This window comes from Duganella caerulea (genome assembly GCF_040362985.1).
Taxonomy (GTDB): domain Bacteria; phylum Pseudomonadota; class Gammaproteobacteria; order Burkholderiales; family Burkholderiaceae_D; genus Rugamonas; species Rugamonas vulcania.
In genome coordinates this window covers 69,234-93,332 of record NZ_BPWJ01000005.1, presented here as the reverse complement: position 1 = coordinate 93,332, position 24,099 = coordinate 69,234, and the positions used below count along the sequence as shown (strand labels likewise).

Annotated in this window: 17 protein-coding genes; 11 read left to right on the top strand and 6 right to left on the bottom strand. The window is 66.3% G+C overall.

The annotated features are described in order from the left end of the window. The first annotated feature begins 16 nt into the window (after positions 1 to 16). Entirely contained in the window at positions 17 to 1,321 is a 1,305-nt protein-coding gene (locus ACUJB0_RS16185; protein ID WP_444846124.1) for an amidohydrolase, read from the top strand. On the opposite strand, the gene ACUJB0_RS16180 is transcribed toward ACUJB0_RS16185, so the two are convergent. The 3 genes from ACUJB0_RS16180 to ACUJB0_RS16170 all read right to left on the bottom strand — a co-directional run bounded on the left by ACUJB0_RS16180 (position 1,284) and on the right by ACUJB0_RS16170 (position 7,962). Beyond that, positions 1,284 to 2,684, bottom strand: a complete 1,401-nt coding sequence (locus ACUJB0_RS16180) for a DUF3999 family protein (RefSeq protein WP_444846123.1) — start codon at positions 2,682 to 2,684, stop codon at positions 1,284 to 1,286. The genes ACUJB0_RS16185 and ACUJB0_RS16180 overlap by 38 nt on opposite strands. Beyond that, complete coding sequence (locus ACUJB0_RS16175; RefSeq protein WP_444846122.1) at positions 2,681 to 5,962, bottom strand: DUF2339 domain-containing protein; 3,282 nt, start codon at positions 5,960 to 5,962, stop codon at positions 2,681 to 2,683. The genes ACUJB0_RS16180 and ACUJB0_RS16175 overlap by 4 nt, the downstream gene beginning before the upstream one ends. Positions 5,963 to 6,138: 176 nt before the next feature. After that, positions 6,139 to 7,962, bottom strand: coding sequence for a DUF885 domain-containing protein (locus tag ACUJB0_RS16170; RefSeq protein WP_444846121.1), 1,824 nt, complete (start codon positions 7,960 to 7,962; stop codon positions 6,139 to 6,141). 188 nt (positions 7,963 to 8,150) lie between these two features. Between ACUJB0_RS16170 and ACUJB0_RS16165 the strand changes: the two genes are divergently transcribed. After that, on the top strand, positions 8,151 to 9,434 hold the full coding sequence (locus ACUJB0_RS16165) for an MFS transporter (RefSeq protein ID WP_444846501.1): 1,284 nt from the start codon (positions 8,151 to 8,153) through the stop codon (positions 9,432 to 9,434). On the opposite strand, the gene ACUJB0_RS16160 is transcribed toward ACUJB0_RS16165, so the two are convergent. Together ACUJB0_RS16160 and ACUJB0_RS16155 are read right to left on the bottom strand one after the other, a co-directional pair. After that, positions 9,431 to 10,531, bottom strand: a complete 1,101-nt coding sequence (locus ACUJB0_RS16160; RefSeq protein WP_444846120.1) for an acyltransferase family protein — start codon at positions 10,529 to 10,531, stop codon at positions 9,431 to 9,433. The two genes, ACUJB0_RS16165 and ACUJB0_RS16160, sit on opposite strands and share 4 nt — an antisense overlap. Before the next feature lie 3 nt (positions 10,532 to 10,534). Further along, positions 10,535 to 11,572 carry a hypothetical protein gene (locus ACUJB0_RS16155; protein ID WP_444846119.1) on the bottom strand — a complete coding sequence of 346 codons (1,038 nt, stop codon included), beginning with the start codon at positions 11,570 to 11,572 and terminating at the stop codon, positions 10,535 to 10,537. 212 nt (positions 11,573 to 11,784) lie between these two features. Between ACUJB0_RS16155 and ychF the strand changes: the two genes are divergently transcribed. The 7 genes from ychF to ACUJB0_RS16120 all read left to right on the top strand — a co-directional run bounded on the left by ychF (position 11,785) and on the right by ACUJB0_RS16120 (position 20,298). Next, on the top strand, positions 11,785 to 12,876 hold the full coding sequence (ychF, locus tag ACUJB0_RS16150) for a redox-regulated ATPase YchF (protein ID WP_444846118.1): 1,092 nt from the start codon (positions 11,785 to 11,787) through the stop codon (positions 12,874 to 12,876). Between the two features lie 183 nt (positions 12,877 to 13,059). Then, the gene (locus ACUJB0_RS16145; RefSeq protein WP_444846117.1) at positions 13,060 to 13,788 is read left to right on the top strand and encodes a Crp/Fnr family transcriptional regulator; all 729 of its coding nucleotides are present in this window, start codon (positions 13,060 to 13,062) and stop codon (positions 13,786 to 13,788) included. After that, positions 13,785 to 15,506 (top strand): hybrid sensor histidine kinase/response regulator, encoded by a 1,722-nt coding sequence (locus ACUJB0_RS16140; protein ID WP_444846116.1) that lies wholly within the window; start codon positions 13,785 to 13,787, stop codon positions 15,504 to 15,506. The genes ACUJB0_RS16145 and ACUJB0_RS16140 overlap by 4 nt, the downstream gene beginning before the upstream one ends. After that, complete coding sequence (locus ACUJB0_RS16135) at positions 15,503 to 16,315, top strand: response regulator (RefSeq protein WP_444846115.1); 813 nt, start codon at positions 15,503 to 15,505, stop codon at positions 16,313 to 16,315. The genes ACUJB0_RS16140 and ACUJB0_RS16135 overlap by 4 nt, the downstream gene beginning before the upstream one ends. Positions 16,316 to 16,472: 157 nt before the next feature. Next, entirely contained in the window at positions 16,473 to 18,095 is a 1,623-nt protein-coding gene (locus ACUJB0_RS16130) for an NYN domain-containing protein (RefSeq protein WP_444846114.1), read from the top strand. 89 nt (positions 18,096 to 18,184) lie between these two features. Beyond that, complete coding sequence (locus tag ACUJB0_RS16125) at positions 18,185 to 19,036, top strand: MOSC domain-containing protein (protein WP_444846113.1); 852 nt, start codon at positions 18,185 to 18,187, stop codon at positions 19,034 to 19,036. A gap of 80 nt (positions 19,037 to 19,116) precedes the next feature. Further along, on the top strand, positions 19,117 to 20,298 hold the full coding sequence (locus ACUJB0_RS16120) for a GGDEF domain-containing protein (protein WP_444846112.1): 1,182 nt from the start codon (positions 19,117 to 19,119) through the stop codon (positions 20,296 to 20,298). A gap of 161 nt (positions 20,299 to 20,459) precedes the next feature. Here ACUJB0_RS16120 and ACUJB0_RS16115 read toward each other — a convergent pair whose 3' ends face one another. After that, a complete protein-coding gene (locus tag ACUJB0_RS16115) occupies positions 20,460 to 22,442 on the bottom strand; it encodes a monovalent cation:proton antiporter family protein (RefSeq protein WP_444846111.1) in 1,983 nt (660 codons plus the stop codon). Between the two features lie 127 nt (positions 22,443 to 22,569). Between ACUJB0_RS16115 and ACUJB0_RS16110 the strand changes: the two genes are divergently transcribed. After that, complete coding sequence (locus ACUJB0_RS16110; protein ID WP_161084390.1) at positions 22,570 to 23,568, top strand: KpsF/GutQ family sugar-phosphate isomerase; 999 nt, start codon at positions 22,570 to 22,572, stop codon at positions 23,566 to 23,568. Continuing rightward, a complete protein-coding gene (locus ACUJB0_RS16105; RefSeq protein ID WP_161092680.1) occupies positions 23,568 to 24,098 on the top strand; it encodes a KdsC family phosphatase in 531 nt (176 codons plus the stop codon). Before ACUJB0_RS16110 ends, ACUJB0_RS16105 begins: the two co-directional genes overlap by 1 nt. The last annotated feature ends 1 nt before the right edge of the window (position 24,099 follow it).

Genomic DNA, 24,099 nt, shown 5'->3' with positions numbered 1-24,099 from the left:
ACCAAGGAAACCGCCGATGAAGCTGCTCCCGCTTGCCGCATTGTTGTTCGTCCACGCCGCCCAGGCCCAGGACGCCTCCGCAGTCTCCAGCCAGATCAATGGCATGTATCCCAAGCTCGATGCGATCTACAAGGATCTGCACGCGCATCCCGAAATCGCCTTCCAGGAAGAACGCACGGCCGCCAAGCTGGCCGCCGAGATGCGCGCGATCGGTTTCGAGGTGACGGAGAAGGTTGGCAAGACCGGCGTGGTGGCGATCTACAAGAACGGCGCCGGCCCGACCGTGCTGGTGCGCACCGAACTGGACGGCCTGCCGATGGAGGAGAAATCCGGCTACCCCTACGCCAGCAAGGCCCACGCGCTGTTGGACGGCAAGGATACGATGGTGGCCCACAGCTGCGGCCACGATGTCCACATGACCGCCTGGCTGGGCGCGGCGCGCGCGCTGGTGGCGCTCAAGTCGCAGTGGAAGGGCACGCTGATGTTCATCGGCCAGCCGGCCGAGGAAACCGTCAGCGGCGCCAAGGCCATGCTGGACGATGGCCTGTTCAAGCGCTTCCCCAAGCCGGACTACGCCTTCGCGCTGCACAGCTGGCCGCTGGCCTACGGCACCATCGGCTACAACAGCGGGCCGGTGTCGTCGAACTCGGACGCGATCGAGATCACCTTCAAGGGCCGCGGCGGCCACGGCTCGGCGCCGGACAAGGCGCTCGACCCGATCGCCATCGCCGCCCGCTTCGTGGTCGATGTGCAGACCGTCATCAGCCGCGAGAAGGATCCCAAGGAATTCGGCGTGGTCACCATCGGCGCCATCAACGGCGGCACGGTCGGCAACATCATTCCCGACACCGTGCGCGTGCGCGGCACGATACGCTCATACAGCCCGGAAGTACGGGCGAAACTGCTGGCGGGCGTGCGCCGCGTCGCCAACGCCTCGGCCGCGATGGCCGACGCGCCGGCGCCCGATGTCGCGCTGATCGCCGGCGGCGCCGCCATCGACAACAGCGACGCGCTGGTCAAGCGCACCGAGGGCGTGCTGAAAAAAGCCTTCGGCGACGCCAACGTCTCGCGCATGCCGGCGATGACGGCCAGCGAGGATTTCTCAGCCTACGTCAACGAGGGCGTGCCGGGCATGTTCTTCTTCACCGGCGTGTACGATCCGAAGGCGGTGGCCGAGGCGGCCAGGCCAGGCGGCAAGCCGATCGCCTTCAACCATTCGCCTTACTACGCCCCGGTGCCGGAGCCGTCGATCAAGACCGCCGCCGAGGCGATGACGCTTGCCGTCATGAACGTGATGGGCGCAGCAGGCGCCAAACCATAAAGGCCAGCACGCCCACTCCCAGCAGCAGCACGCCCCACAGCACGATCAGGCGCTGGCGGGCGGCGCCGGCCGCTTCCACGGCGGCGCTGGCTTCGCTGGCGCCGCTGCCTTGCTGCTGCGTCGCCGGGCCGGCGCTGACCTGTTCCAGTTTCTGCAGTTCGGCGTCGGAGAAGCCGGGCGCCACCTGGTTCAGCTCGCGCACGGCCGGCGTGGCGTGCTCGCGGCCGACCGCCAGCGTGTAGGGACCGTTGCCGCTGGCGAGGAATACCAGCGTGGCCGGCTGCCAGTCCAGCCGCAAAGCGGGCCTTGCCGTGGTTGGCGCCGTGGTCCGCAGCACCCATTGCGTCGCATGCACGGGCGGCACGTCGATGTCGCCGGAGCTGCGCACCTGGCCGCCTTGCGTGATGCGGTAGAACGTCGAGCTGATCAGCGGATCGAAGCGCCAGGCCGGGCCTTGCGTGGCTTGCCTTGCCGGCAGTTCGCGATAGCTGCCCAGCGTGCCGGACAACACGATATTCGGTTCGCTGAATTGCAGCCCGGCCTGGTCCGGCGCGATGGCCGGCGGCACGGCGTAGACCAGGTCCTGCGCCTGCCGGCCCGCCGTCGCCTGCACCAGCAACTGTTCGCCGGGTGGCGGGACATCCGTCTGCACAAGCTGCTCGGCCGTGATGGCGGCGAACTGGACCGGCGTGCCGCTGCGCCAGCTCAGGCGCGCGTAGCGGAAGGTGCGGGCGTCGAATTCCAGCCGGTCGTTGGCCAGCGTTTGCGCGTCCTGGTTGACCAGCCAGTTCAGCTCGGCGGCGCCGACCGTGTCCCAGTGCTTCATGTCGGCGCTGGTCTCCAGCCAGACTTGCGCGCTGTACTCGCGCTGACCCGCCGGCAGTGTGAAGCGCAGCGCGCTGACCGGCTTGCTCGCGCCATCCTTGCCCAGGTCGAGGACCAGGCCGGTCAGGCGCGGCGCCTGCACGGACTTGTCGCCGTTGCCTTCGGGGCGCACTTTCACCGATAACAGACGGCCATCGGCGGCGGTGCTCACGTCCAGGTCCAATTGCGACGCCGAGGTGGCCGTGCCCATCAGCGGGAAGATCGCCAGCGGCAGGTCGTGCCGGCTGGTGCGGACCGACGGCGCCGGCGTGCGCAGCGCGAACGGTTGCAGGGCGCCGCTGGCGTCGAACACGCGCACGTCGTCCAGCAGCGGCGAGCGTGCATGCAGGTAGACATCCTTGGGCAGGCGCAGTTGCAGCACGCCCTGCTTGGCGCTGGTGGTCAGCGGCAGCAGGTGGGTGTAGTCTTGCGGCGCGTCGCTGGCGGCCGCCGTGGCGATGGCCGACGCGGCCGCTGCCGCGATCAGGATTTTTTTCATTTGCTTTCCGATTCCGAAGGGTAGGGCGCCAGGTAGCCGATGCCGACCATCAGCGCGCCCACGCCGACAAAGGATACGATACGTTCGACGCCGCCCACGTTCGACAGGTCGACCAGGAACAGCTTGGCCACCACCAACGCCAGCAGCACCGCGCCGCCTATCCACACGGCGCGCAACATACGCTTGGCGGCGTAGCGCATCGACAGCAGCGCCGTCACGCTCCACACCAGCGACAGCATGGCCTGCACGAATTGCGAGGCGAACATGGCCTCGAATTCATACGGCACGTGCATGTAGTTCGAGACGGTGCGCAGCAGCGCCAGGTTGAGCCAGCCGTAGCCGCCCAGCGCGGCCAGCAACGGCATCGACGCCACCCAGTTCTTCGGCCAGTCGGTGAGCAGCTTCCGGCGCAGTGTGCCGCCGGTATCCATGTCGCGCACCAGGCGGTAGCAGCCGTAGGCCATCAGCATGGCGAAGCAGGTGGTCAGGTCCAGCGGGTTAAGCAGCGGCACGTAGGGCAGCGGCGCCATGGCGCCGTTCTGCGTCAGATTCCAGACCGTCACCAGCAGCAGCGCCCAGCCGCAGGCCAGCGGGATCAGGCGGCGACGGTACCAAGCGTCCAGCGGCGCGACCGGCCAGCCGCCGGCGCGTGCGCGCTGCATCATCCAGCCGGCGGCGCCCATCATCAGCCAGGCCGGAATGAAGCGTGCCCAGCTGGCGCTGGCTTCCCAGCCGGAGTCGGCCAGCAGCTGCGCCTCGGCGCTGTTGGCGCCGTGCAGCCAGCGCGTGATCCAGATCGCCGCGACCGGCCAGATCATCAGCCACAGGCCGCCGGTGCGAACGATGTGCAGCAGTTGCAGCGGACGCGTGCGCAGCGTCCAGCCGCTGGCGGGCCAGGCGTGCAACAGCCATTCGCCGGTCAGCCACAGCGCGGCGTAGGCCAGCCATGCGGACCCGACGGGCAGGTGGTTGTCGAGGTACAGGTTGCCCAGCATGAAGAGGCTGGCGACCGCCAGCGCGATCCAGGCCGGCGCCGACAGCGCGCGCAGGCTGCGCCATTGCAGGCGGCGCGCCAGCATGACGATGCCCACCGTGCCGGCCGCGACCAGCATGCCGTAGATGTTGGGGCCGAGGACGTCGTCGCTGCGCCAGGTGCCGGTGGTCAGCAGCTGGTAGCGGATCGACAACCAGCCGGCCAGGCCGGGCAGGATCACCATGAGCCACCAGCCGCCGGCCCACAGCATCGCCAGGCGCGACAGGCCGTAGCTGTTGGTCCCGGGTTCCCGGCCGTCGTGCCGCATCAGCGCCCAGCTGCTGAACAGGGCGCCGGCGCAGATCATGGCCGCGCCCAGTATCGGGCGGTCGAACAGGTCGGGTGATGCGTTGGTCCAGTTCCACTGGCTCAGCGCCAGGACGGCCAGCATCACGCCGGCGATGGCCTGGGCGACCAGGGCCAGGCCGCTGGCCAGCTGCCACGCCATCTTGCGGGCAATGAAGTACAGCGTCACCGCCGCCACCAGCGCGCTGACCACCAGCAGGTTGGCCTGGCTGACGCCGTCGGTGCGCAGGAAGATCTCGATCCAGGCGCCGGCGATCAGCCAGATCGACGCGAACGTGAGGAACAGCGCGGACAGCGTGGCGAACAGTTTCGATTCCTCGTCCTGCCGCGCGCGGAAGCGGGTCGCCATCAGGAAGGCGGTGAGCGACAGCAGGATGAAGCCCAGCCACAGGTTGGATTCCATCGCCCGTTCCGCCGACAAGCCGCTGACGGTGCCGAAGAACGACAGCCACGCGCCGGCTTGCACCAGCAGGCCGAACATCCAGGCCAGCTTCTGTTTCTGACGCAGCCCGATCCAGACGATGCCCGCGCCTTCCAGTGCCCAGGCAGCGGAGGTCCAGCGGCCGTCGAGCGCGAACGGAATTGCCAGCGTGCCGAACACGATGCCCAGCGCGAGGAAGGCGTCGGCCAGCAGGGCGACCTGGTCGCGCCGGCGCAGCGCGGTGGCCAGGCCGATGTAGAACAGTCCCAAGGCCAGCGCCGAGTAGGCCACGCCGAACTGGTGGCCGTGCACCAGGCTGAATTGCAAGCCGAAGCCCAGCATCGGCGTGCCGAACACCAGCGTGCCGTCGACGTAGTTCTTCAGCTTGACCGATTGCTGGCGCGCGTAGGCCACCGGGATCGATACGTAGAAAGCGAAGAACAGCAGCAGGAACAGCTGGACCGACAGGTAGTTTTCAGGCGTATAGCGCAACACGCCCCAGGCGGTGCCGATGGCGAAGGTGAAGGCGAAGCCCAGCAGATTCAGCGGGCGCCACGAGCGCAGCAGGGCCAGCGCGAACACGCCGGCGTTGAGCAGCGCGTAGTACGAGAACAGTCCGATGTGGCTGCCGCCGCCTGAGGACGCGAGGATGGGCGCGGCAAAGCCGCCGGCGATGCCGAAGATGGCCAGCCACATGGCGTCCTGCAGCACGGCCAGCAGGCAGGTGAAGACGGTCAGCACGAACAGCAGCGCGAAGGCCAGCGAGCCGGGGATCAGCTGGTACATGCGGAAGGCGCCGAAGGTCACCAGCATCAGCACGGCCAGCGCGGCGCCCTGTACCGGCAGGGCGATGGCGGGACGTCTCAGGCGTATGCGCCAGCCCCAGGCCAGCAGCGCGATATCGGCCAGCACGATGCCGGCCAGGCGGAACTCGATCGGCACTGTCACGCGGGCGGCCGCGTACTTGAGCAGGAAGCTGACGCCAATGAACAGGATCAGCAGGCCGAGCTTGGCGACCAGGTTGCCGCCGAACAGCCAAGCCTTGGTGGCCAGCAGCCAGCGCGGCGGTGGTGGCGGCTCGTACCGCGGCGCAGACGCAGGCCGGGGCGCAGGCGCAGGGGCCGGCGGCGGAGTCGGTTGGACTGGTTCAGGCGGAACGGCGAGTGGTTCCGCTGGCGCGGGCGCCGCTTCCGGCCCCGGCGTGGCAACCGGCGCCGGCACCTTGGCGGCCACGAGCACCTGTGGCGGCAGCGGAGGTGGTGGCGGGGCCAGGATGGTGGTCGGCACCGGCGCCTCGGCGGGCGCAGGCGCAGGGGCGGGAGGGCGCGCAGGCTGTGCCGCCGGCGGAGTGGCCTGCTGCCGTGCGTAGACGCGCTGCATCGAGGCTTGCGCCTCGCGCAGCGCCTCCACTTCGCGCTGCAATTCCGTGGCGATCTTGCGCACCTTGCGTGCCTCGGTGCGCGCGCGCCAGGCGATACTCAGCGTAAAAATGCTGAAGATGAACGAAAAGAATCCCATTGCGCGTCCTGCTGATAACAATATTGCAAAATATCACATTTGCAACATTATCTCAATCGAAACAGGCACTTGGCGGCCGACAACTTGGGGTCAAGTCTGACATTCGGACACGGCCTCAGCCGTAGCAGGCGCGCCAAGGCTGAGGCCGTGTCCGAATGTCAGACTTGACCCCAATTTTATTTGGCGATCCAGCGGTCGACGCGGGCTTCCAGGATGGGCAGCGGCAGGGTGCCGTCGCCGATGACGACTTCGTGGAATTTCTGGTAGCTGAACTTGTCGCCCAGCGCTGCCTGCGCGCGTGCCCGCAGTTCCAGGATCTTCAACGAGCCGATCTTGTAGCTCAGCGCTTGCGCCGGCCACACCATGTAGCGCTCGATCTGGTTCTTGGCGCGCGCTTCGCTCCAGCCCAGCGTGTCGGCCAGGTAGGCGATGGCTTGCTCGCGGGTCCAGCCCTTGGCGTGCAGGCCGGTGTCCACCACCAGCCGCGCGGCGCGCAGCATCTCGGCGTTCAGGTGGCCGTAGTAGGCGACCGGGTCTTCATACAGGCCCATCTCGCGGCCCAGCGTTTCCGAGTACAACGCCCAGCCTTCGGTGTAGGCCGCGCTGTTCGGATTCTCGGTGCTGAATTTGCGGAAGTCCGGCAAGTCCAGTTCCTTCAGCAGCGCCGCGTGCAGGTGGTGGCCGGGCACGCCTTCGTGCAGGAACAGGCTGACCATGTCGACCCGGCTGTATTTTTTCGGATCGTTGACCACCGGCCAGAACACGCCCGGATGCGAACCGTCCGCCGCCGACGGCGTGTAGTGGTCGGACGCTGTGGCGCGCGTCAGCTCGGGCTCCAGGTGCAGCTCCAGCTTGGCTTTCGGGATCAGGCTGAAGTAGGTCGGCAGCTTGGTTTGCACCGTGGCGTAGATGGCGCGGTAGGCGTCCAGCACTTGCTCGTCGGTGGTGAAGATCTTGAACTTGTCCTGCGCCGCCACCCATTGCGGCAATTGTTTTTCGGGACCGTCATAGCCCAGCTTGGGACCGAGCGCGGCCAGCTGCTGCTGGATACGCGCCACTTCCTTCAGGCCCAGCGCGTGCACCGCGTCCGGCGTCAGCGGCAGGTTGGTGCTGTCCTTGATGCGCGCGGCGTACCAGGCGGCGCCGTTCGGCAGCGCGCCCCAGCCGCTGCTGGCGCGGCTGGCCGGCAGGTATTCATTCTCCAGGAAGCTGACCAGGCGGTTCAGCGCCGGCGCGATCTTCGCGTCCACCGTGTGCAGGTAGGCGGCTTTCAACTTTTGCTGGTCGGCCTCGGAGAAGCCGGCCGGGAAGCGCGTCACCGGCGAGTAGTAGATGCTGGTTTCCGGCGTGACGCTGCGCAGGTTCTGGAACTGCGGCAGCATCGCCACCGTGATCGCCTTCGGCTGCACCACGCCGCTGCGCATGCCTTGCTTCATGTTGGCGATGGCCTGGTCTATCCATGCCGGCAGCTGGTTCAGGCGGCTCAGGTAGGCCTGGTATTGCTTGACCGTGCCCAGCGGCTGCGAGCCGGTGCCGTCGGCGTAGTTGGCCAGCGTGCTGGGGACGTTGTCGAGCTGGTTCAGCGGCAGCAGGTATTCCGGGAAGGACTCGAGCTGCAGCGCGTTGTTCAGTTCATAGGACAGCAGGTCGTAGGTCAGCTGGTCCTGCTGGCCGAGCTGGTCGCGCTGCACCGACATCAGCTGCTTCTGCATCTGGCGGTACAGCGCGAATTGCGCCGCGCGCACCCTGGGCGAGATGCTCATGCCGAGCTGGTCGTCGTAGCGGCCGTCGCCGTTGGCGGTGGCGAACAGCAGCGGATCGTATTTACAGCGCGCCGTGTGGAAGGCGGCCGCCAGCTTGGCCAGCTGCTTCTGCGCCTGGCCGGCCTGCTGCGTGGACGCCGGCTTGGCGGCCGCCAGCACCGGCGGCGCTCCCATCAACAATGCGGCAATCAGGGTGGTGGTGGTGGTCAGCGTGGCGAGCGGGCGGGCAGATGGCATGGGTGTCCTCAAGGTTGAGATGGAATTTCGCCCAGCAGTCTAGCACTTGTCGATGTGGTTTACTCAGCGCCGGAAAAATTGCGTATTCTATGGATGCCGTGAACCGGCAGCCCATAAAAATGCAAACAATAGCGAGACCAGACATGCAGATAAACGATCACGCAGCAGCCATCGCCCCCAACCCCGGCATGGATCACCGCGCCTCACCGGCCCGCCCGCTCACCCGCCAGGACTACAAGACCCTGTCGCTGGCCGCGCTGGGCGGCGCGCTGGAGTTCTATGACTTCGTTATTTTCGTGTTCTTCACCGCCGTGATCGGCAAGCTGTTCTTCCCGCCGTCGATGCCGGGCTGGCTGAGCATGCTGCAGACCTTCGGCATCTTCGCCGCCGGCTATGTGGTGCGTCCGCTGGGCGGCATCATCATGGCCCACTTCGGCGACCTGCTGGGCCGCAAGCGCATGTTCACCATGTCCATCCTGTTGATGGCGGTGCCGACCCTGCTGATGGGCGCGCTGCCGACCTACGCCAGCATCGGCCTGGCCGCGCCCCTGCTGCTGTTGCTGCTGCGCGTGATGCAGGGCGCGGCGGTGGGCGGCGAGGTGCCGGGCGCCTGGGTGTTCGTGTCCGAGCACGTGCCGGCGCGCTACATCGGCTATGCCTGCGGCACGCTGACGGCCGGCCTGACCTTCGGCATCCTGCTCGGCTCGGTGGTCGCGACCGGGGTCAACACCGCCTTCACGCCGGACCAGGTGGCCGACGGCGCCTGGCGCCTGCCGTTCCTGTTGGGCGGCATCTTCGGCCTGGGCGCGATGTACCTGCGCCGCTGGCTGCATGAGACGCCGGTGTTCGCCGAGCTTCAGCAGCGCAAGGCGCTGGCCGCCGAGATGCCGCTCAAGTCCGTGCTGCGCAGCCATCGCGGCGCGGTCGTGGTGTCGATGCTGCTGACGTGGATGCTGTCGGCCGGCATCGTCGTGGTGATCCTGATGACGCCGACGCTGCTGCAAAAAATCTACGGCTTCGATCCGCACACTTCGCTGGTGGCCAACACTTTGGCGACGCTGTGCCTGGCGATCGGCTGCATCGTGGCCGGCGTGCTGGCTGATCGCATCGGCTCGCGCGTCACGCTGTTCGGCGGCTCGCTGCTGCTGGCGATCAGCACCTACGTGTTCTACACCACGCTGCACGCGCGGCCGGACCTGCTGCTGCCGCTGTATGCGCTGGTCGGCTTCAATGTCGGCGTGGTGGGTGCCGTGCCTTGCGTGCTGGTCAAGGCCTTCCCGGCGCAGGTGCGTTTCTCGGGACTGTCGTTCTCGTACAACCTGGCGTATGCCATCTTCGGCGGCCTGACGCCGGTGGTGGTGGCGCTGATGCTGAAGAATAATCCGCTGGCGCCGGCCTATTACGTCATCGCGGTGTGCGGCATCGGCATGGTGACTTCCTTGTTCGTCAAGGAGCCGTCCGGCGGCGTCTAAGTCAGGCGGTCGCGCAGCCGCAGGAAGGGCCGCTCCAGCGCGACATGCAGCAGCCACGCGGCGGCCCAGGCCATGGCGCCGTAAATCGCCAGGAATAGCAGGCTGCCCGGCACCGGCGCCTGCTGCGCCCCGCCGAGCAGTAACCGGCCAGCCTGCATGGCAGGTTCGATCAGCGGATAGTGCACCAGGTACAGCGCGTAGGACAGTTTGGCGATGTGGCGCGGCGGCCGCGCCGCGCCGAACGCCGGCAGCCAGCAATTGACGGCCAGCCCGCAACGCACCAGCAGCGCGAACAGGCAGGACGACAGCGCGATGATCCAGCAGACCGTGGGCCAGTCGCCCAGGCCCAGCCAGTCCCGCCACATCAGCAACAGCAGCGGTGGCATAGCCAGCAGCAGGAACAGCGAACGCGGCGCGCGCCATGTGCCCGACGCGCCATGCTGGACCGCGACCAGCACGCCCGCGAGGATGCCCAGCACGGCGTGATGAAACGGCGCCCGCACCGACCAGAAGAAGGCCGCGTAATCGCCCGGCGTCACGCCGCGCGCGCTGGCCTGCATCGTCCAGCACAGCACTGCCATCGCCATCGCCAGCAGCACGCAGGCGCCACGCGTCCCGGCGCGCGTCAGCAGGAACATCAGGACGGGCGTGGTCAGGTAAAATTTTTCCTCCACGGCCAGCGACCACAGCGTGACCATCACATCCGACCCCAGGTAATCCTGCAGGAACAGCAGGTGCGTGACGAACGACAGGCTGGAGAACGGCACGCTCAGCCAGCACAGCAGGATCACGCCCCAGTACAACGGCAGCGTGCGGAACGCGCGGCGGCGGTAGAAATCCAGCACGTCCGGCCGGTTGAACGTCGCCGCGTGAGGCCCGGTGAAATGGCTGCCGATCAGGAAACCGCTCAGCACGAAGAACAGGTCGACGCCGATCCAGCCATTGGCCGCCAGCACCGCCAGCGGTCCGCCAGGCACGACGCCGAACGCGGCCTGCGAGGCCACCGCCCAATGCCGCGCCAGCACCAGCAGGATCGCCACAGCGCGCAGCGCGTCCAGTACCGGATAGCGCGGCCCCATGCGCGCGGCGGCGGTCATCGGTCAGCCGATCTTCAGCGCGCTCTGCACGTCGCGCTTGCGCAGCTTCCAGATGATCGAGTCGACGATGTAGTGGTGAAAATTAATGCCCTGGTAAGCGATGACCACCAGCGGCACCAGCGTGTAGTTGGCGAAGTAGGCATTGGACATGTCGATGGCGCGGTACACCACGCCGGTCAGCGCCAGGCAGGCCAGCAGGTAGAGCGGCCAGCGGCCTTCCTGGCTGAGCCACGACAGCGCCCGCTGCTCCGGATTGATGCCGCCCTTGAACTGGTTGGAATTGAACAGCCACACGAAGGCGATGTATTGCGCGTTGTGCCACACGTTGATGACCAGCCAGCCGGTCGTGATGTCGCGGATGGCGGCGTAGGCCACCACATAGATCAAGTAGTGCGAGCACAGGTAGGCGAAATGCAGGCGGCCCAGCGTGCCGTCGCGCAGCGCGCGCAGTTGTGCCCGGAGCCACCAGGCCAGGCAGGCGCCGGCCACCGCCAGCGTCGCCAGGGCCAGCCACGACGGCACCGGCAGCTTCCACACCTCGATCGACAGGAAGGTGGAATCGGGGCGCGCGCTCATTGTCAGGAACGCGGCCACCGGCACGAGATAAAAGGTGAAGCGGTTGAACGTGGGATTGCCGGCCTGGACGCTGCGCGTCTTCATGCCGTAGGCCTTGTTGATGCCCTCGCTTTGGCGCGTGTAGTGATACCACTGCCAATGCATGTACAGCGTGGCGACTGCGGTCAGGCCGCCCAGCCGGATCAGCAGGTAGACGCCGGCGAACACCGCCACCGGCAAGGGCAGCAGCAACGCCCAGTGCTGGCGGGCGGACTTGAGGTCGAACAGCAGGCGGGTGTAGGTGGAAATGACATGATGGTAGCCAAGCAAGGCCAGGTCCAGCGAAATGATCAGCACGAAATACTGGGGCAAGCCGAGCGCCAGCGCGCCCATGGCCAGCGCGAGCAGGGGAATGCCCAGCACGAACAAGCGGTCGAATCGCTGGCTGCGCATGTAGATCGGGGCTGTCTCGGCAATAGTGGACATGGCGTGGACTCCGGCGGGTGGCACAGTCTGTATGATAGTGCTACGCGGCAATAAGTCCACTATTCCTTTGCAGTGTTTTTTGGAGGAGTCGGGGCGAGGGAGGTACAATTGACCCTTGAACGCTTTAAAAAGCACGAATATCCAGAAAACGCCCCTAGCTGGCCGTTTTTCACCAGCCGCTTGCCGGCGAAATTGATAATTAAAGGTTTTTCATGAGTCTCCAATGCGGCATCGTCGGCCTGCCCAACGTCGGCAAGTCCACCCTCTTCAACGCCCTGACCAAGGCCGGCATCCCGGCCGAGAACTATCCGTTCTGCACCATCGAGCCTAACGTCGGCGTGGTCGAAGTGCCGGATCCGCGCATGGCAGGCCTGGCCGAGATCGTCAAGCCGGAACGCATGGTCAACGCCATCGTCGAGTTCGTCGACATCGCCGGCCTGGTGGCGGGCGCGTCGCAGGGCGAGGGCTTGGGCAACCAGTTCCTGTCGCACATCCGCGAAACCGACGCCATCGTCAACGTCGTGCGCTGCTTCGAAGATGACAACGTGATCCACGTGGCCGGCAAGGTCAGCCCGCTGGACGACATCGAAGTGATCCAGACCGAGCTGGCACTGGCCGACCTGGGCACCGTGGAAAAAGCCATCCACCGCGAAAACAAGAAAGCCCGTTCCGGCGACAAGGACGCCGCCAAGCTGCTGGCCATCATGGAGCGCATCGTGCCGCACCTGAACGAAGCCAAGCCGGTGCGCGCCATGGGCCTGGACGCCGACGAGATGGCCCTGATCAAGCCGCTGTGCCTGATCACCGCCAAGCCGGCCATGTACGTGGCCAACGTGTCGGACACCGGCTTCACCAACAACCCGCTGCTGGACCAGCTGACCGCCTACGCCGCCACGCAGAACGCGCCCATCGTCGCCATCTGCGCGTCGATCGAAGCGGAAATCGCCGACCTGGACGACGCCGACAAGAGCGCCTTCCTGGCCGACATGGGCATGGAAGAGCCGGGCCTGGACCGCCTGATCCGCGCCGCCTACAAGCTGCTGGGCCTGCAAACCTACTTCACCGCCGGCGTGAAGGAAGTGCGCGCCTGGACCATCCACGTGGGCGACACCGCGCCGCAAGCGGCCGGCGTGATCCACACCGACTTCGAACGCGGCTTTATCCGCGCGCAAACCATCGCCTACGACGACTTCATCCAGTACAAGGGTGAGAGCGGCGCCAAGGAAGCGGGCAAGATGCGCGCCGAGGGCAAGGAATATGTGGTCAAGGATGGTGACGTGTTGAACTTCCTGTTCAACGTCTAACTCTCCGAAGCACCTGGAAGCCCTGTGGAAATACGGGGCTTTTTTGTTTTTGGGCTCCTGTACATTTCTTGAGCCGGACTTTGACATCGGGCGCTTGCGCCGATGTGTGTTACTCTGTCTGACGGTCATCGTTTGCCGTCCCCGCCCCCCGCCTAGTTGACGACTGGAACAAGGAATGTTTCCATGCGTCTCAACAACCCCAACCAGAACCATCTGCTGGCCGCCCTGCTGGACGCCGAGTTCGATCGCCTGTCGCCGTACCTGGAACCGATCATGATGCGGCTGGGCGATGTGCTGTACGAATCGGGCGGCAAGCTCGACCACGTGTATTTCCCGACCTCCGCCATCGTCTCCTTGCACTACGTGCTGGAGAACGGCAGTTCGTCCGAGATTGCCGGCGTCGGCAACGAGGGCATCCTCGGCATTTCTCTGTTCATGGGCGGTAACACCACGCCCAGCCGCGCCGTGGTCCAGACCGCCGGTCACGGCTACCGCCTCAGGTCGCAGGTCCTGCTCGACGAGTTCAACCGCGCCGGCCCCGTCATGCGCCTGCTGCTGCGCTACACCCAGGCGCTGCTCACCCAGATGTCGCAGACGGCGATCTGCAACCGCCATCACACCCTGGACCAGCAGCTGTGCCGCTGGCTGCTGCTGACGCTGGACCGCCTGCCGACCAGCGAGCTGACCATGACCCAGGAGTTGATCGCCACCATGCTGGGCGTGCGGCGCGAAGGGGTGACGGTGGCGGCCGGACGCCTGCAGGCCAAGGGCTTCATCAGCAACCGGCGCGGCCATATTTCGGTGCTGGACCGGCTCGGCCTCGAAGGCGACACCTGTGAATGCTATGAAGTCGTCAAAAAAGAATTCGCGCGCCTGATGTCAGACGTACGTCAACGCCAGGAGCTCAAATGAAAACCAACCGACTGCCCGAGGGCCCGCTGCTCAAGGCCGATGCACTGCAACTGGCGGTCCACAACAGCGCCAACTTCTCCAGCATCGCCACCGATGCGCAGGGCGTGATTCAGATCTTCAACGTCGGCGCCGAACGCATGCTGGGCTACAGCGCGGCGGAAGTGGTCAACCGGATCACGCCGGCCGGCATCTCCGACGCGCAGGAAGTGGTCGCCCGCGCGGCCGCGCTCAGCGCGGAACTGGGCACGACCATCCGGCCGGGCTTTGACGCGCTGGTGTTCAAGGCCTCGCGCGGCATCGAGGACATCTATGAGCTGACCTATATCCGCAAGGACGGCAGCCGTTTCCCCGCCATCGTTTCGGTCAGCGCGCTGCGCGACGCCGAGGAAAAAATCATCGGCTATCTGTTGATGGGCACCGACAACACGGCGCGCAAGGAAGTGGAACGCGAGCAGGCCTTGCTGGACAAGCGCCTGCGCGAGCAGCAGTTGGCGCTGCAGGAAACCAATGCGGAACTGGAGGCCGCGCGCGCGGTGGCGGACAAGGCCAACCGCGCCAAGTCGGATTTCCTGTCGGGCATGAGCCACGAGCTGCGCACGCCGCTCAACGCGGTGCTGGGCTTCGCGCAGTTGCTGGCTTCCGACAAGCCGCCGCCCAGCGCCTCGCAGCAGCGCTCGCTGGACCAGATCCTCAAGGGCGGCTGGTATCTGCTGCAATTGATCAACGAGATCCTCGACCTGGCCATGATCGAATCGGGCAAGGTGACGATGTCGCAGGAGTCGATGGGCCTGTCCGAGGTGCTGCGCGATTGCCAGGCGCTGGTCGGGCCGCAGGCTGAAAAGCGCGGCATCCGCCTGTTCTTCGCCTCGCTGAGCGAGCCTTTCTTCGTGCATGCGGACCGTACCCGCGTCAAGCAGGTGATGATCAACCTGCTGTCCAACGCCATCAAGTACAACCGCCACGGCGGCAAGATCACCGTCGAATGCACGGTGGGCAGCACCGCCGCGGACATGGTGCGCATCAGCGTGACCGATACCGGCGCCGGCCTGAGCGATGACCAGATCGGGCAACTGTTCCAGCCATTCAATCGCCTGGGCCAGGAGGACGGCGCCGAAGAGGGCACCGGCATCGGCCTGGTGGTGACCAAGCAGCTGACGGAATTGATGGGCGGCGCCATCGGCGTGCACAGCGAAATCGGCGTCGGCACGACGTTCTGGATCGAGCTGGCTGCCACCAGCGAGCCGGTGCTCGAGATCGCCGCCTTTGACGCGCCGCTGTCGCGCGCCGCCCGCAACGGCGTGGCGTTGAAGACCTTGTTGTACATCGAGGACAACCCCGCCAACCTGACGCTGGTGGAACAGCTGGTGCAGCGCCGCAGCGACCTCAAGCTGCTGACCGCCATCGACGGCCCGACCGGCATGCAGCTGGCGCGCGCCTACCAGCCCGATGTGATTTTGATGGACATAAACCTGCCCGGCGTGAGCGGTTTCGGCTGCCTGAAGATCTTGCAGGACGATACCAACACGGCGCGCATCCCGGTGATGGCGCTGTCGGCCAACGCGATGCCGCGCGATATCGCCAAGGGCTTGGAGGCTGGATTCCTGCGCTACCTGACCAAGCCGATCAATGTCGTCGAATTCATGGCTGCCCTGGATTTCGCGCTGGAGTACGCAGCCGAGCGCAGCGGCCAAGGCAACGCACAGGAGATCGCATCATGATCAACGCATCAGAAATACTCAACGCCGAAATCCTGATCGTCGACGACCAGGAAGCCAACGTCATGCTGCTGCAGCAGATGCTGGCCAACGCCGGCTACACCCGCGTGAGCAGCACGATGGACCCGTTCGCCGTCTGCGGCCTGCACCAGCAGCATCATTACGACCTGATCCTGCTGGACCTGCAAATGCCGCACATGGATGGGTTCGCGGTGCTGGAGGCGCTCAAGGAAATCGAACTGGACGGCTATGTGCCGGTGCTGGTGGTGACGGCGCAGCCGAACCACAAGTTGCGCGCGCTGAAGGCCGGCGCCAAGGATTTCGTCAGCAAGCCGTTCGAGCTGATCGAGGTGGAGACCCGCATCCACAACATGCTGGAAGTGCGGCTGCTGCATCGCAAGCTGCAGCGCTACAACCAGCAGCTGGAATACACGGTGCTGGAACGCACCGCGCAATTGCGCGCCAGCGAGGCGCGCTTCCAGCGTTTCGCCGAACTGTCGACCGACTGGTACTGGGAGCAGGATGCCGAGGGCCAGCTCACCAACTGGTCCGGCCCGGTGGCCGACATGGTGGGCATCGGCAGCAGCGACGCCGGCGGCTGGGACGTGGCCGAGCATGCGCTGCTGCAATCGAACATCGCCGAGCGCAAGGCCTTCCTGGACTTCGTTTATAGCCGCACCATCAACGGCGTTCGGCAATACTTGCAGGTGAGCGGCGAGCCCATGTTCGACGAGGGCGGCCGCTTCATCGGCTATCGCGGCGTCGGCCGCGACGTGACGGCGATGGCCGGCATGTTTGCCAAGGCGGAATAGCCCCGCGCCGCCTTCACGGCCGGCGCCGGCCGTGGCGCTGGTTGTCGCGTTCGTCGCACGCGCCGCTTTGTTGGGTATAATCGACGGATTGCCTGATCGCCGGACCGCAATGTCTGCTTTCCACGCCCGTCTCACCCCTCAATAGAAAATATTCTTCATGGCTTCTTCCAACGATAACGTCAGCATGGCGCTGTTCTGCGATTTTGAAAACGTGGCGCTCGGTGTGCGCGACGCCAATTACGACAAGTTCGACATCAAGCCGGTGCTGGAACGTTTGCTGCTCAAGGGCAGCATCGTGGTCAAGAAGGCGTATTGCGACTGGGACCGCTACAAGGGTTTCAAGGCGCCGATGCACGAGGCCAACTTCGAGCTGATCGAAATCCCGCACGTGCGCCAGTCCGGCAAGAACTCGGCCGACATCCGCATGGTCGTTGACGCGCTTGACCTGTGCTACACCAAATCGCACGTCGACACCTTCGTCATCATCTCCGGCGATTCCGATTTCTCGCCGCTGGTGTCCAAGCTGCGCGAGAACGCCAAGAAGGTGATCGGCGTCGGCGTCAAGCAGTCGACCTCCGACCTGCTGGTGGCCAACTGCGATGAATTCATCTTCTACGACGACCTGGTGCGCGAGAGCCGCCGCGCCAAGCGCGAATCCAGCAGCGAGGCCAAGCCGGCCGTCAAGCGCTCGCCGGAAGAGGAACGCATGCGCCGCGAAGAAATGGACAAGCGCCGCAACCAGGCGGTGGAAATCGCCGCCAACACGTTCGAGGCGCTGGTGTCCGAGCGCGGCGACAGCGGCAAGATCTGGGCGTCCGTGCTGAAGGAGGCGATCAAGCGCCGCAAGCCGGACTTCAGCGAGTCCTACTATGGCTTCCGCACCTTCGGCAACCTGATCGAGGAATGCAAGGCGCGTGGCCTGCTGGAATTCGGCCGCGATGAGAAATCCGGCGCGTATGTGTATCGCGGCACCGGCGTGGCGACGCCTGGTTTGCAGGTGAGCGAGGCGCCGATGGACGGTGCGCAGGCCGAGGCGCAGGATGGCGGCAAGCAGGAGTCGCGCCGCAGCCGTGGCCGTGGCCGCACCGCCGCCGAGCGTTTCGCCGAGCGCCAGGCCGAGCGCCAGGCGCAGCAGGCCCGTGCAGCGCAAACCGCCGACGTCACGACGGCGGACGAGACGGAGCCGCACGCCTACATCGAACCTGAGCAATTGGCTGGTCAGCCGGAGCAGGTGGAAGTTGCCGCCGCGCCGGTGGAAGAGTCCGATCGCGGCCGTGGCCGTGGTCGCGGCAATCGCGGCGGGCGCAAGCAGGGTGAGCGCCAGGAGCGGGCTGAGGCTGCGGCCGAGGCACCGGTGGTCATCGAAGCGGCGATTGAGCTGCCGGTGGTGGCCAGCGAGCCGGTGGTTGCCGTCGAGGTGCCAGCCAAGAAGAAAAGCGGCCAGAAACCGCCCGCACGCAAACTGAAAGAGGCCGCCAAGCCTAAGGCCGAGGACGCCGCATCGGGCAAGGCCGGCAAGGGCGCGAAGAATGCGCGCGGCGGCAAGGGTGCGGCTGCGGTGAACGGCGAACAGCCGGCCGCCGCAATGCCAGTGCCTGTGCCTGCGCCTGCGCCTGCGCCTGCGCCGGTCGAAGCGCCGGCACCGGCTGCATCGGTCGACTCCGAAGCCGCCCCGGCCGCCAAGCCGGCCAAGGCCAAGGCGGCCGCCAAGCCTCGCAAGCCGGCGGCGCCACGCGCACCGCGTGCGCCCAAGGCAGCCGCCGCCAAAGCCGAGGAGTAATCCCGGACGGGGAGGGCGGGCCGCCAGCGGTCCGCTCCGGCTGATCGTATAATGGCAATGTTTTCATCTGCCTAACAACGGTGCCGAACATGCCCACCCTCTCCGAAATCACGCTGTATCCGATCAAGTCCTGCGGCGGCATTTCGCTGCAGGAAGCCACGCTGACCGTCACCGGCCTGATGTCCGGACAGATCTACGACCGCGAATGGATGGTGGTCGACGGCGCCGGCGTCTGCCTGACCCAGCGCGATCATCCGCGCATGGCGCTGATCACCCCCAGCCTCAAGGCCAGCACGCTGGAGCTGCGCGCGCCCGGCATGCTGCGGCTGGAAATCCCGCTCGACCTGCCCGATCCCTATCTGGCGCCCACCCTCACCACGCAAGTCTGGGACGACACCGTGCTGGCCTACGACTGCGACGACCTGACCGCCGAATGGTTCACCCAGGCGATCGGCGTGCCGTGCCGGCTGGCGCGCTTTCACGCCAACGCCGAGCGCGCCGTCAGCGAGAAGTGGACCAGCGGCGTGGCCGCCACCACCATGTTCTCGGACGGCTATCCGATGCTGGTGGCCGGGGCCGCCTCGCTGGACGACCTGAACGACAAGCTGCGCCGCGCCGGCCGCGAGGCCATCCCGATGAACCGCTTCCGCCCCAACCTGGTCGTGGCCGGCATCGAGGCCTTCGAGGAGGATTACGTCGAATCGTTCCAGCTGGGCGATGCCTTGCTCAAGCCGGTCAAGCCGTGTTCGCGCTGCCCGATGCCGTCGGTCGACCAGGCCACCGGCCAGTTCGGTCCCGACCCGCTGGACATCATGCAAAGCTACCGCGCCAAGGCCGAGCTGGACGGCGCGTTGTGTTTCGGCATGAACGCCATCCTGGTGGCGGGCGAGGGCCAGCAGGTGCGGGTGGGGGAGGAAATCGTCGTCACGCTGGCGTTTTAACGCGCTCAGGCATTCCCAATCGCCAAAAGTTGGCGTAATGTGGCAAGGGGAATGAAACCAGCTGATGAGTAAGGGCAAATATGACGCAAACTGCAACAGGCAAGTTATCGCCACAGACTGACCACGCCGCGCGCGCGGTGGATCTGGCGGCCGAAAACCAGGCCCTGCGGGCGCGCATGGCTTACCTGCTGGAGCAGGCCGAGCGCAACCACTCCATCATGACCCGCCACCAGGCCTTCGACCTGGACATCGTCAGCGCCGCCAACTTCCCCGAGCTGATCGGCACCATCTTCCGCGTGCTGCCGGTGATCTCCGAGCTCGACAGCGTGACCCTGACCTTGGTCGACGAGGACGCCGACATCCGCACCGTCATGCTCAAGCTGGACGTGGTGTTCGAGGATTTCCCCGAGCTGATCTTTGTGGAATCGCTGGACGGTCTCGGCTTCGACCTGGGCCAGCGCAACGTCTACACGCCGCCGCCCAAGCCGCTGCTGGGCATGTACGACGCGCAGCGCCACGCGACGCCGTTCCCGCGGCCGCCGGCCGGGCTGCAAAGTGTGGCGCTGGTGCCGCTGCTGCGCAACAAGCGCATCATTGGCAGCCTCAACCTGGGCAGCTGCGACCCGACCCGCTTCACGCCCAGCCTGGGCACCGACTTCATCGAGCACATGGCGTCGATCATCGCCATCTGCCTGGAAAACGTCATCAGTAACGAGATGTTGAAATACATCGGGCTGACCGACTCGCTGACCGGGGTCTACAACCGGCGCTACATCGACCGGCGTCTGCTGGAGGAGATCGCCCGCGCGCGGCGCCAGAAATATCCGATCTCGTTCATGTACATCGACATCGACCACTTCAAGCGGGTCAACGACACGGTCGGCCACGGCGGCGGCGACGACGTGCTGCGCGAAGTGGCCACCCGCATCAAGAACGAGCTGCGCACGTCGGACGCGCTGGCGCGTTTCGGCGGTGAAGAGTTTGTGGTGCTGCTGATCGACGCCAATCTTGAAAGCGCCGCCTTCGTGGCCGAGCGCATACGCGCCAGCGTGGCCGGCAGCATGATCGCGCTGTCGCAGGAATTGCAGTTGTCGGTCACGGTATCGATCGGCGTGGCCTGCCTGAACCCGGGCGAAGCCGAAGGCGACCCGGCCGCCATCGCGCGCGCCTGGGTAGCGCAGGCCGACACGCTGCTCTACGTCGCCAAGGAAACCGGCCGCAACCGCGTAGTCAGCCGCGCCGAAGGCGGGGGGCAAGTCTGACATTCGGACACGGCCTCTGCCGTAGCGGCCGCCACAAAATTGGGGTCAAGTCTGACATTCGGACACGAGCTCTGCCGTAGCGCCGTGCTACGGCAGAGCTCGTGTCCGAATGTCAGACTTGACCCCAATTGGTGCTTGACCCCAATTGGTGTTGATCAAAATTAGCGCAGTAGGCGCTGCTCGGCGCGGTTGACGGCTTCGGCTGTGCCGCGCAGGACGACCACGTCGCCCGCCTCCAGCACCAGCTCCGGCGTTACGTCCAGCCGGCCCTTGCCGCGGCGGATGCCGCTGACCTCGGCGCCCGCGCCCGCCACGTCGATCTCGCCCAGCGACTTGCCCACGCTGGCCGCGCTGTCGCGCAGCGTGACCGAATGCAGACGCTCCAGGTCGGCCTCCTCGCCGGCGTCGCTGGCGCCGTGGAAGTAGCCGCGCAGCGAGGCGTAGCGCTCCTCGCGCGCCGTCTGCACCCGGTGCACCACGCGCCGCAGCGGCACGCCCAGCATCACCAGCGCGTGCGAGGCCAGCATCAGGCTGCCCTCCATCAGCTCCGGCACCACCTCCGCCGCGCCAGCCGCCTTCAGCCGGTCGAGGTCGGTATCGTCGTGCGAGCGCACGATCACCGGCAAGGTCGGCGCCAGCTCGTGCACCAGGTGCAGCACCTTCAGCGCCGACGGCGTGCTGGCGTAGGTGATCACCACCGCGCTGGCGCGGTAGATGCCCGCCGCCACCAGGCTCTCGCGCCGCGCGGCGTCGCCGTAGGACACGTTGCGCCCGGCCGCCTGCGCCTCCTGCACCCGCTCCGGATCCAGGTCCAGCGCGTGGTAGTCGATATTCTCTTCCGTCAGCAAGGTCGCCAGGCTCTGCCCGCTGCGGCCGAAGCCGCACACGATCACGTGCTTGTTGGTGGACATGGTGCGGCTGGCGATCTTGGTCAGCGCCAGCGATTGCATCATCCATTCGTTGCTGGAAACCTTCATCACGATCTGGTCCGACTTGGCGATGATGAACGGCGCCACCAGCATCGACAGCACCATCGACGCCAGCACCACCTGGATGATGAGCGGGTCCATCAGATGGCTGCCGCCGGCCAGGTTCAGCAGAACGAAGCCGAACTCGCCCGCCTGCGCCAGCGCCAGGCCGGTGCGCATCGACACGCCGTCCGAGGCGCCAAACAGCTTAGCCAGTCCGGCGATCAGCGCGAACTTGAGCAGCACCGGCCCCGCCAGCAGCACCAGCACCAGCCACCAGTGCGTCATCACCAGCCGCACGTTGAGCAGCATGCCGATGGTGATGAAGAACAGTCCCAGCAGCACATCGCGGAAGGGCTTGATGTCTTCCTCCACCTGGTGTTTGTATTCGGTCTCGGAGATCAGCATGCCGGCCACGAAGGCGCCCAGCGCGAGCGACAGCCCGGCGCGCTCGGTGATCCAGGCCGCGCCCAGCGTGATCAGCAGCAGGTTCAGCATGAACAGCTCCTGCGAGCGCCGCTTGACCACCACCGTGAACCAGCCGCGCACCAGCTTCTGGCCGAAGAACAGCAGCAAGGCCAGCACGATCACGGCCTTGACGCCGGCCCAGGCCAGCGTTTCGGCCAGCGCGTCCGGCCTCTGGCCCAGCGACGGGATCAGGATCAGCAGCGGCACCACGGCCAGATCCTGGAACAGCAGGATGCCGATGATCTTGCGGCCATGCTCGCTTTCCAGTTCCAGCCGCTCGGTCAGCATCTTGGAGACGATGGCGGTGGACGACATGGCCAGCGCCCCGCCCAGCGCGAACGAGGCTTGCCAGCCGATGTGGATGGCAGGCGGCAGCTGGGTCGCCATGACCCAGCCGAACACCATGGTGGCGACGATGGTCAGCACCACCTGCGCCATGCCGAGCCCGAACACGATGCCGCGCATGGCCATTAATTTGGGGAGGGAGAATTCCAGTCCGATGGAGAACATCAGGAACACCACGCCGAACTCGGCCAGCGAGTGGAAGGCCTCGCTCGACTCGGCCAGGCCCAGCGCGTGGGGGCCGATCAGGATGCCGACCGCCAGGTAGCCCAGCATCGGCGGCAGCTGCAGCATGCGGAAGGCGACCACGCCCAGCACCGCGCTGCCCAGCAACAACAGGGTCAATTCCAAAGGTGTAAACGTCATATCAACCTGGCCAGAAAATATTATTTCGTTGTTTGTGGGCTGTAGGGGCCCTTATGTTGTTACTGGCAAGTTTTTTGCTTTCTCAATTCGGCTATACTTGGGCATGAGTGTAACCCATGAAAAAACAATGCTGAAAGCTTTTGACGCAAATATGGCCGCGCGTGCGTTGCGCCTTGCCCGCGACACCCTGCAAAACGAGGCCGAGGCCATCGCCGCCCTGAATGCCCGCTTGGACGCCGACGACAGCGTCGTGCAGGCCATCGAACTGTTGCTGAATTGCAAGGGGCGCGTGGTCGTGTCCGGCATCGGCAAGTCCGGCCACATCGGCCGCAAGATCGCCGCCACGCTGGCCTCGACCGGCACGCCGGCGCTGTTCGTGCATCCGGCAGAGGCCGCGCACGGCGACCTCGGCATGGTCACCGCCGACGACGCCTTCATCGCCATTTCCTATTCCGGCGAGAGCGCCGAGCTGATGACCATCCTGCCGGTGGTCAAGCGCATGGGCAGCAAGGTCATCGCCATGACCGGCAAGCCCGGCTCCAGCCTGGCCGACATCGCCGACGTCCACCTGAACGTGGCCGTGGCCAAGGAAGCCTGCCCGATGAATCTGGCGCCGACCACCTCCACCACCGTCACGCTGGCGCTGGGCGACGCCATCGCCGTCGCGCTGCTGGACCTGCGCGGCTTCAAGGAAGAAGATTTCGCGCGCTCCCATCCAGGCGGCGCGCTGGGCCGCCGCCTGCTGACCCACGTGCGCGACGTCATGCGCAGCGGCGACGCCGTGCCGAAGGTCACCGCCGACGTCAAGCTGACCGACGCGCTGCTGGAGATCACGCAGAAGGGCATGGGCATGACCGCCGTGGTCGACGCCGACAACAAACCAATCGGCGTGTTCACCGACGGCGACCTGCGCCGCATGATCGAGAAGGTCCAGGACTTCACCAAGGTCGTGATCCGCGACGTCATGCACGCCAACCCGCGCAGCATCTCGCCGGAAAAGCTGGCGGTCGACGCCGTCGCCGTGATGGAACAGTTCCGCATCAACCAGATGCTGGTGACCGACGCCGACGGCAAGCTGGTCGGCGCGCTGCACATCCACGACCTGACCCGCGCCAAGGTGATCTGATGACCGAACCGACCTATGTGGAACGCGCCGCGCGCGTCAAGCTGATGATCTTCGACGTCGACGGCGTGCTGACCGACGGCAGCCTGCACTACGGCGCCGAGGGCGAGGCGCTCAAGACCTTCAACGTGCACGACGGCCTGGGCATCAAGCTGCTGCAGGAGTCCGGCGTGCAGACCGCCATCATCAGCGCGCGCACCTCGCCGCAAGTGATCAAGCGCGCGGCCGACCTCGGCATCGGCTTCCTGCACCAGGGCGGCCACGATAAGCTCACGCCGTTCAACGCGCTGCTGGAAAAGACCGGCCTCACCGCCGAGCAGGTCGGCTTCATCGGCGACGACGTGGTCGACCTGCCGATCCTCACGCGCGTCGGCTTCGCGGTGGCCGTGCCCAACGGCCGCGCCGAAGTGCTGGAGCGCGCCCACCACACCACGGTGGCCGCCGGCGGCCGCGGCGCCGTGCGCGAAGTGTGCGAACTGCTGCTGCACGCGCAGGGCACGTATGAGCGCGTGATGGCGCAGTTCCTGGTTTGAC

Excerpts from the sequence above, each read along its gene's own strand:
- ACUJB0_RS16185 (WP_444846124.1), top strand. The coding sequence starts at position 17 with ATGAAGCTGCTCCCGCTTGCCGCATTGTTGTTCGTCCACGCCGCCCAG.
- ACUJB0_RS16180 (WP_444846123.1), bottom strand. The coding sequence starts at position 2,684 with ATGAAAAAAATCCTGATCGCGGCAGCGGCCGCGTCGGCCATCGCCACG.
- ACUJB0_RS16175 (WP_444846122.1), bottom strand. The coding sequence starts at position 5,962 with ATGGGATTCTTTTCGTTCATCTTCAGCATTTTTACGCTGAGTATCGCC.
- ACUJB0_RS16170 (WP_444846121.1), bottom strand. The coding sequence starts at position 7,962 with ATGCCATCTGCCCGCCCGCTCGCCACGCTGACCACCACCACCACCCTG.
- ACUJB0_RS16165 (WP_444846501.1), top strand. The coding sequence starts at position 8,151 with ATGGATCACCGCGCCTCACCGGCCCGCCCGCTCACCCGCCAGGACTAC.
- ACUJB0_RS16160 (WP_444846120.1), bottom strand. The coding sequence starts at position 10,531 with ATGACCGCCGCCGCGCGCATGGGGCCGCGCTATCCGGTACTGGACGCG.
- ACUJB0_RS16155 (WP_444846119.1), bottom strand. The coding sequence starts at position 11,572 with ATGTCCACTATTGCCGAGACAGCCCCGATCTACATGCGCAGCCAGCGA.
- ychF (WP_444846118.1), top strand. The coding sequence starts at position 11,785 with ATGAGTCTCCAATGCGGCATCGTCGGCCTGCCCAACGTCGGCAAGTCC.
- ACUJB0_RS16145 (WP_444846117.1), top strand. The coding sequence starts at position 13,060 with ATGCGTCTCAACAACCCCAACCAGAACCATCTGCTGGCCGCCCTGCTG.
- ACUJB0_RS16140 (WP_444846116.1), top strand. The coding sequence starts at position 13,785 with ATGAAAACCAACCGACTGCCCGAGGGCCCGCTGCTCAAGGCCGATGCA.
- ACUJB0_RS16135 (WP_444846115.1), top strand. The coding sequence starts at position 15,503 with ATGATCAACGCATCAGAAATACTCAACGCCGAAATCCTGATCGTCGAC.
- ACUJB0_RS16130 (WP_444846114.1), top strand. The coding sequence starts at position 16,473 with ATGGCTTCTTCCAACGATAACGTCAGCATGGCGCTGTTCTGCGATTTT.
- ACUJB0_RS16125 (WP_444846113.1), top strand. The coding sequence starts at position 18,185 with ATGCCCACCCTCTCCGAAATCACGCTGTATCCGATCAAGTCCTGCGGC.
- ACUJB0_RS16120 (WP_444846112.1), top strand. The coding sequence starts at position 19,117 with ATGACGCAAACTGCAACAGGCAAGTTATCGCCACAGACTGACCACGCC.
- ACUJB0_RS16115 (WP_444846111.1), bottom strand. The coding sequence starts at position 22,442 with ATGACGTTTACACCTTTGGAATTGACCCTGTTGTTGCTGGGCAGCGCG.
- ACUJB0_RS16110 (WP_161084390.1), top strand. The coding sequence starts at position 22,570 with ATGCTGAAAGCTTTTGACGCAAATATGGCCGCGCGTGCGTTGCGCCTT.
- ACUJB0_RS16105 (WP_161092680.1), top strand. The coding sequence starts at position 23,568 with ATGACCGAACCGACCTATGTGGAACGCGCCGCGCGCGTCAAGCTGATG.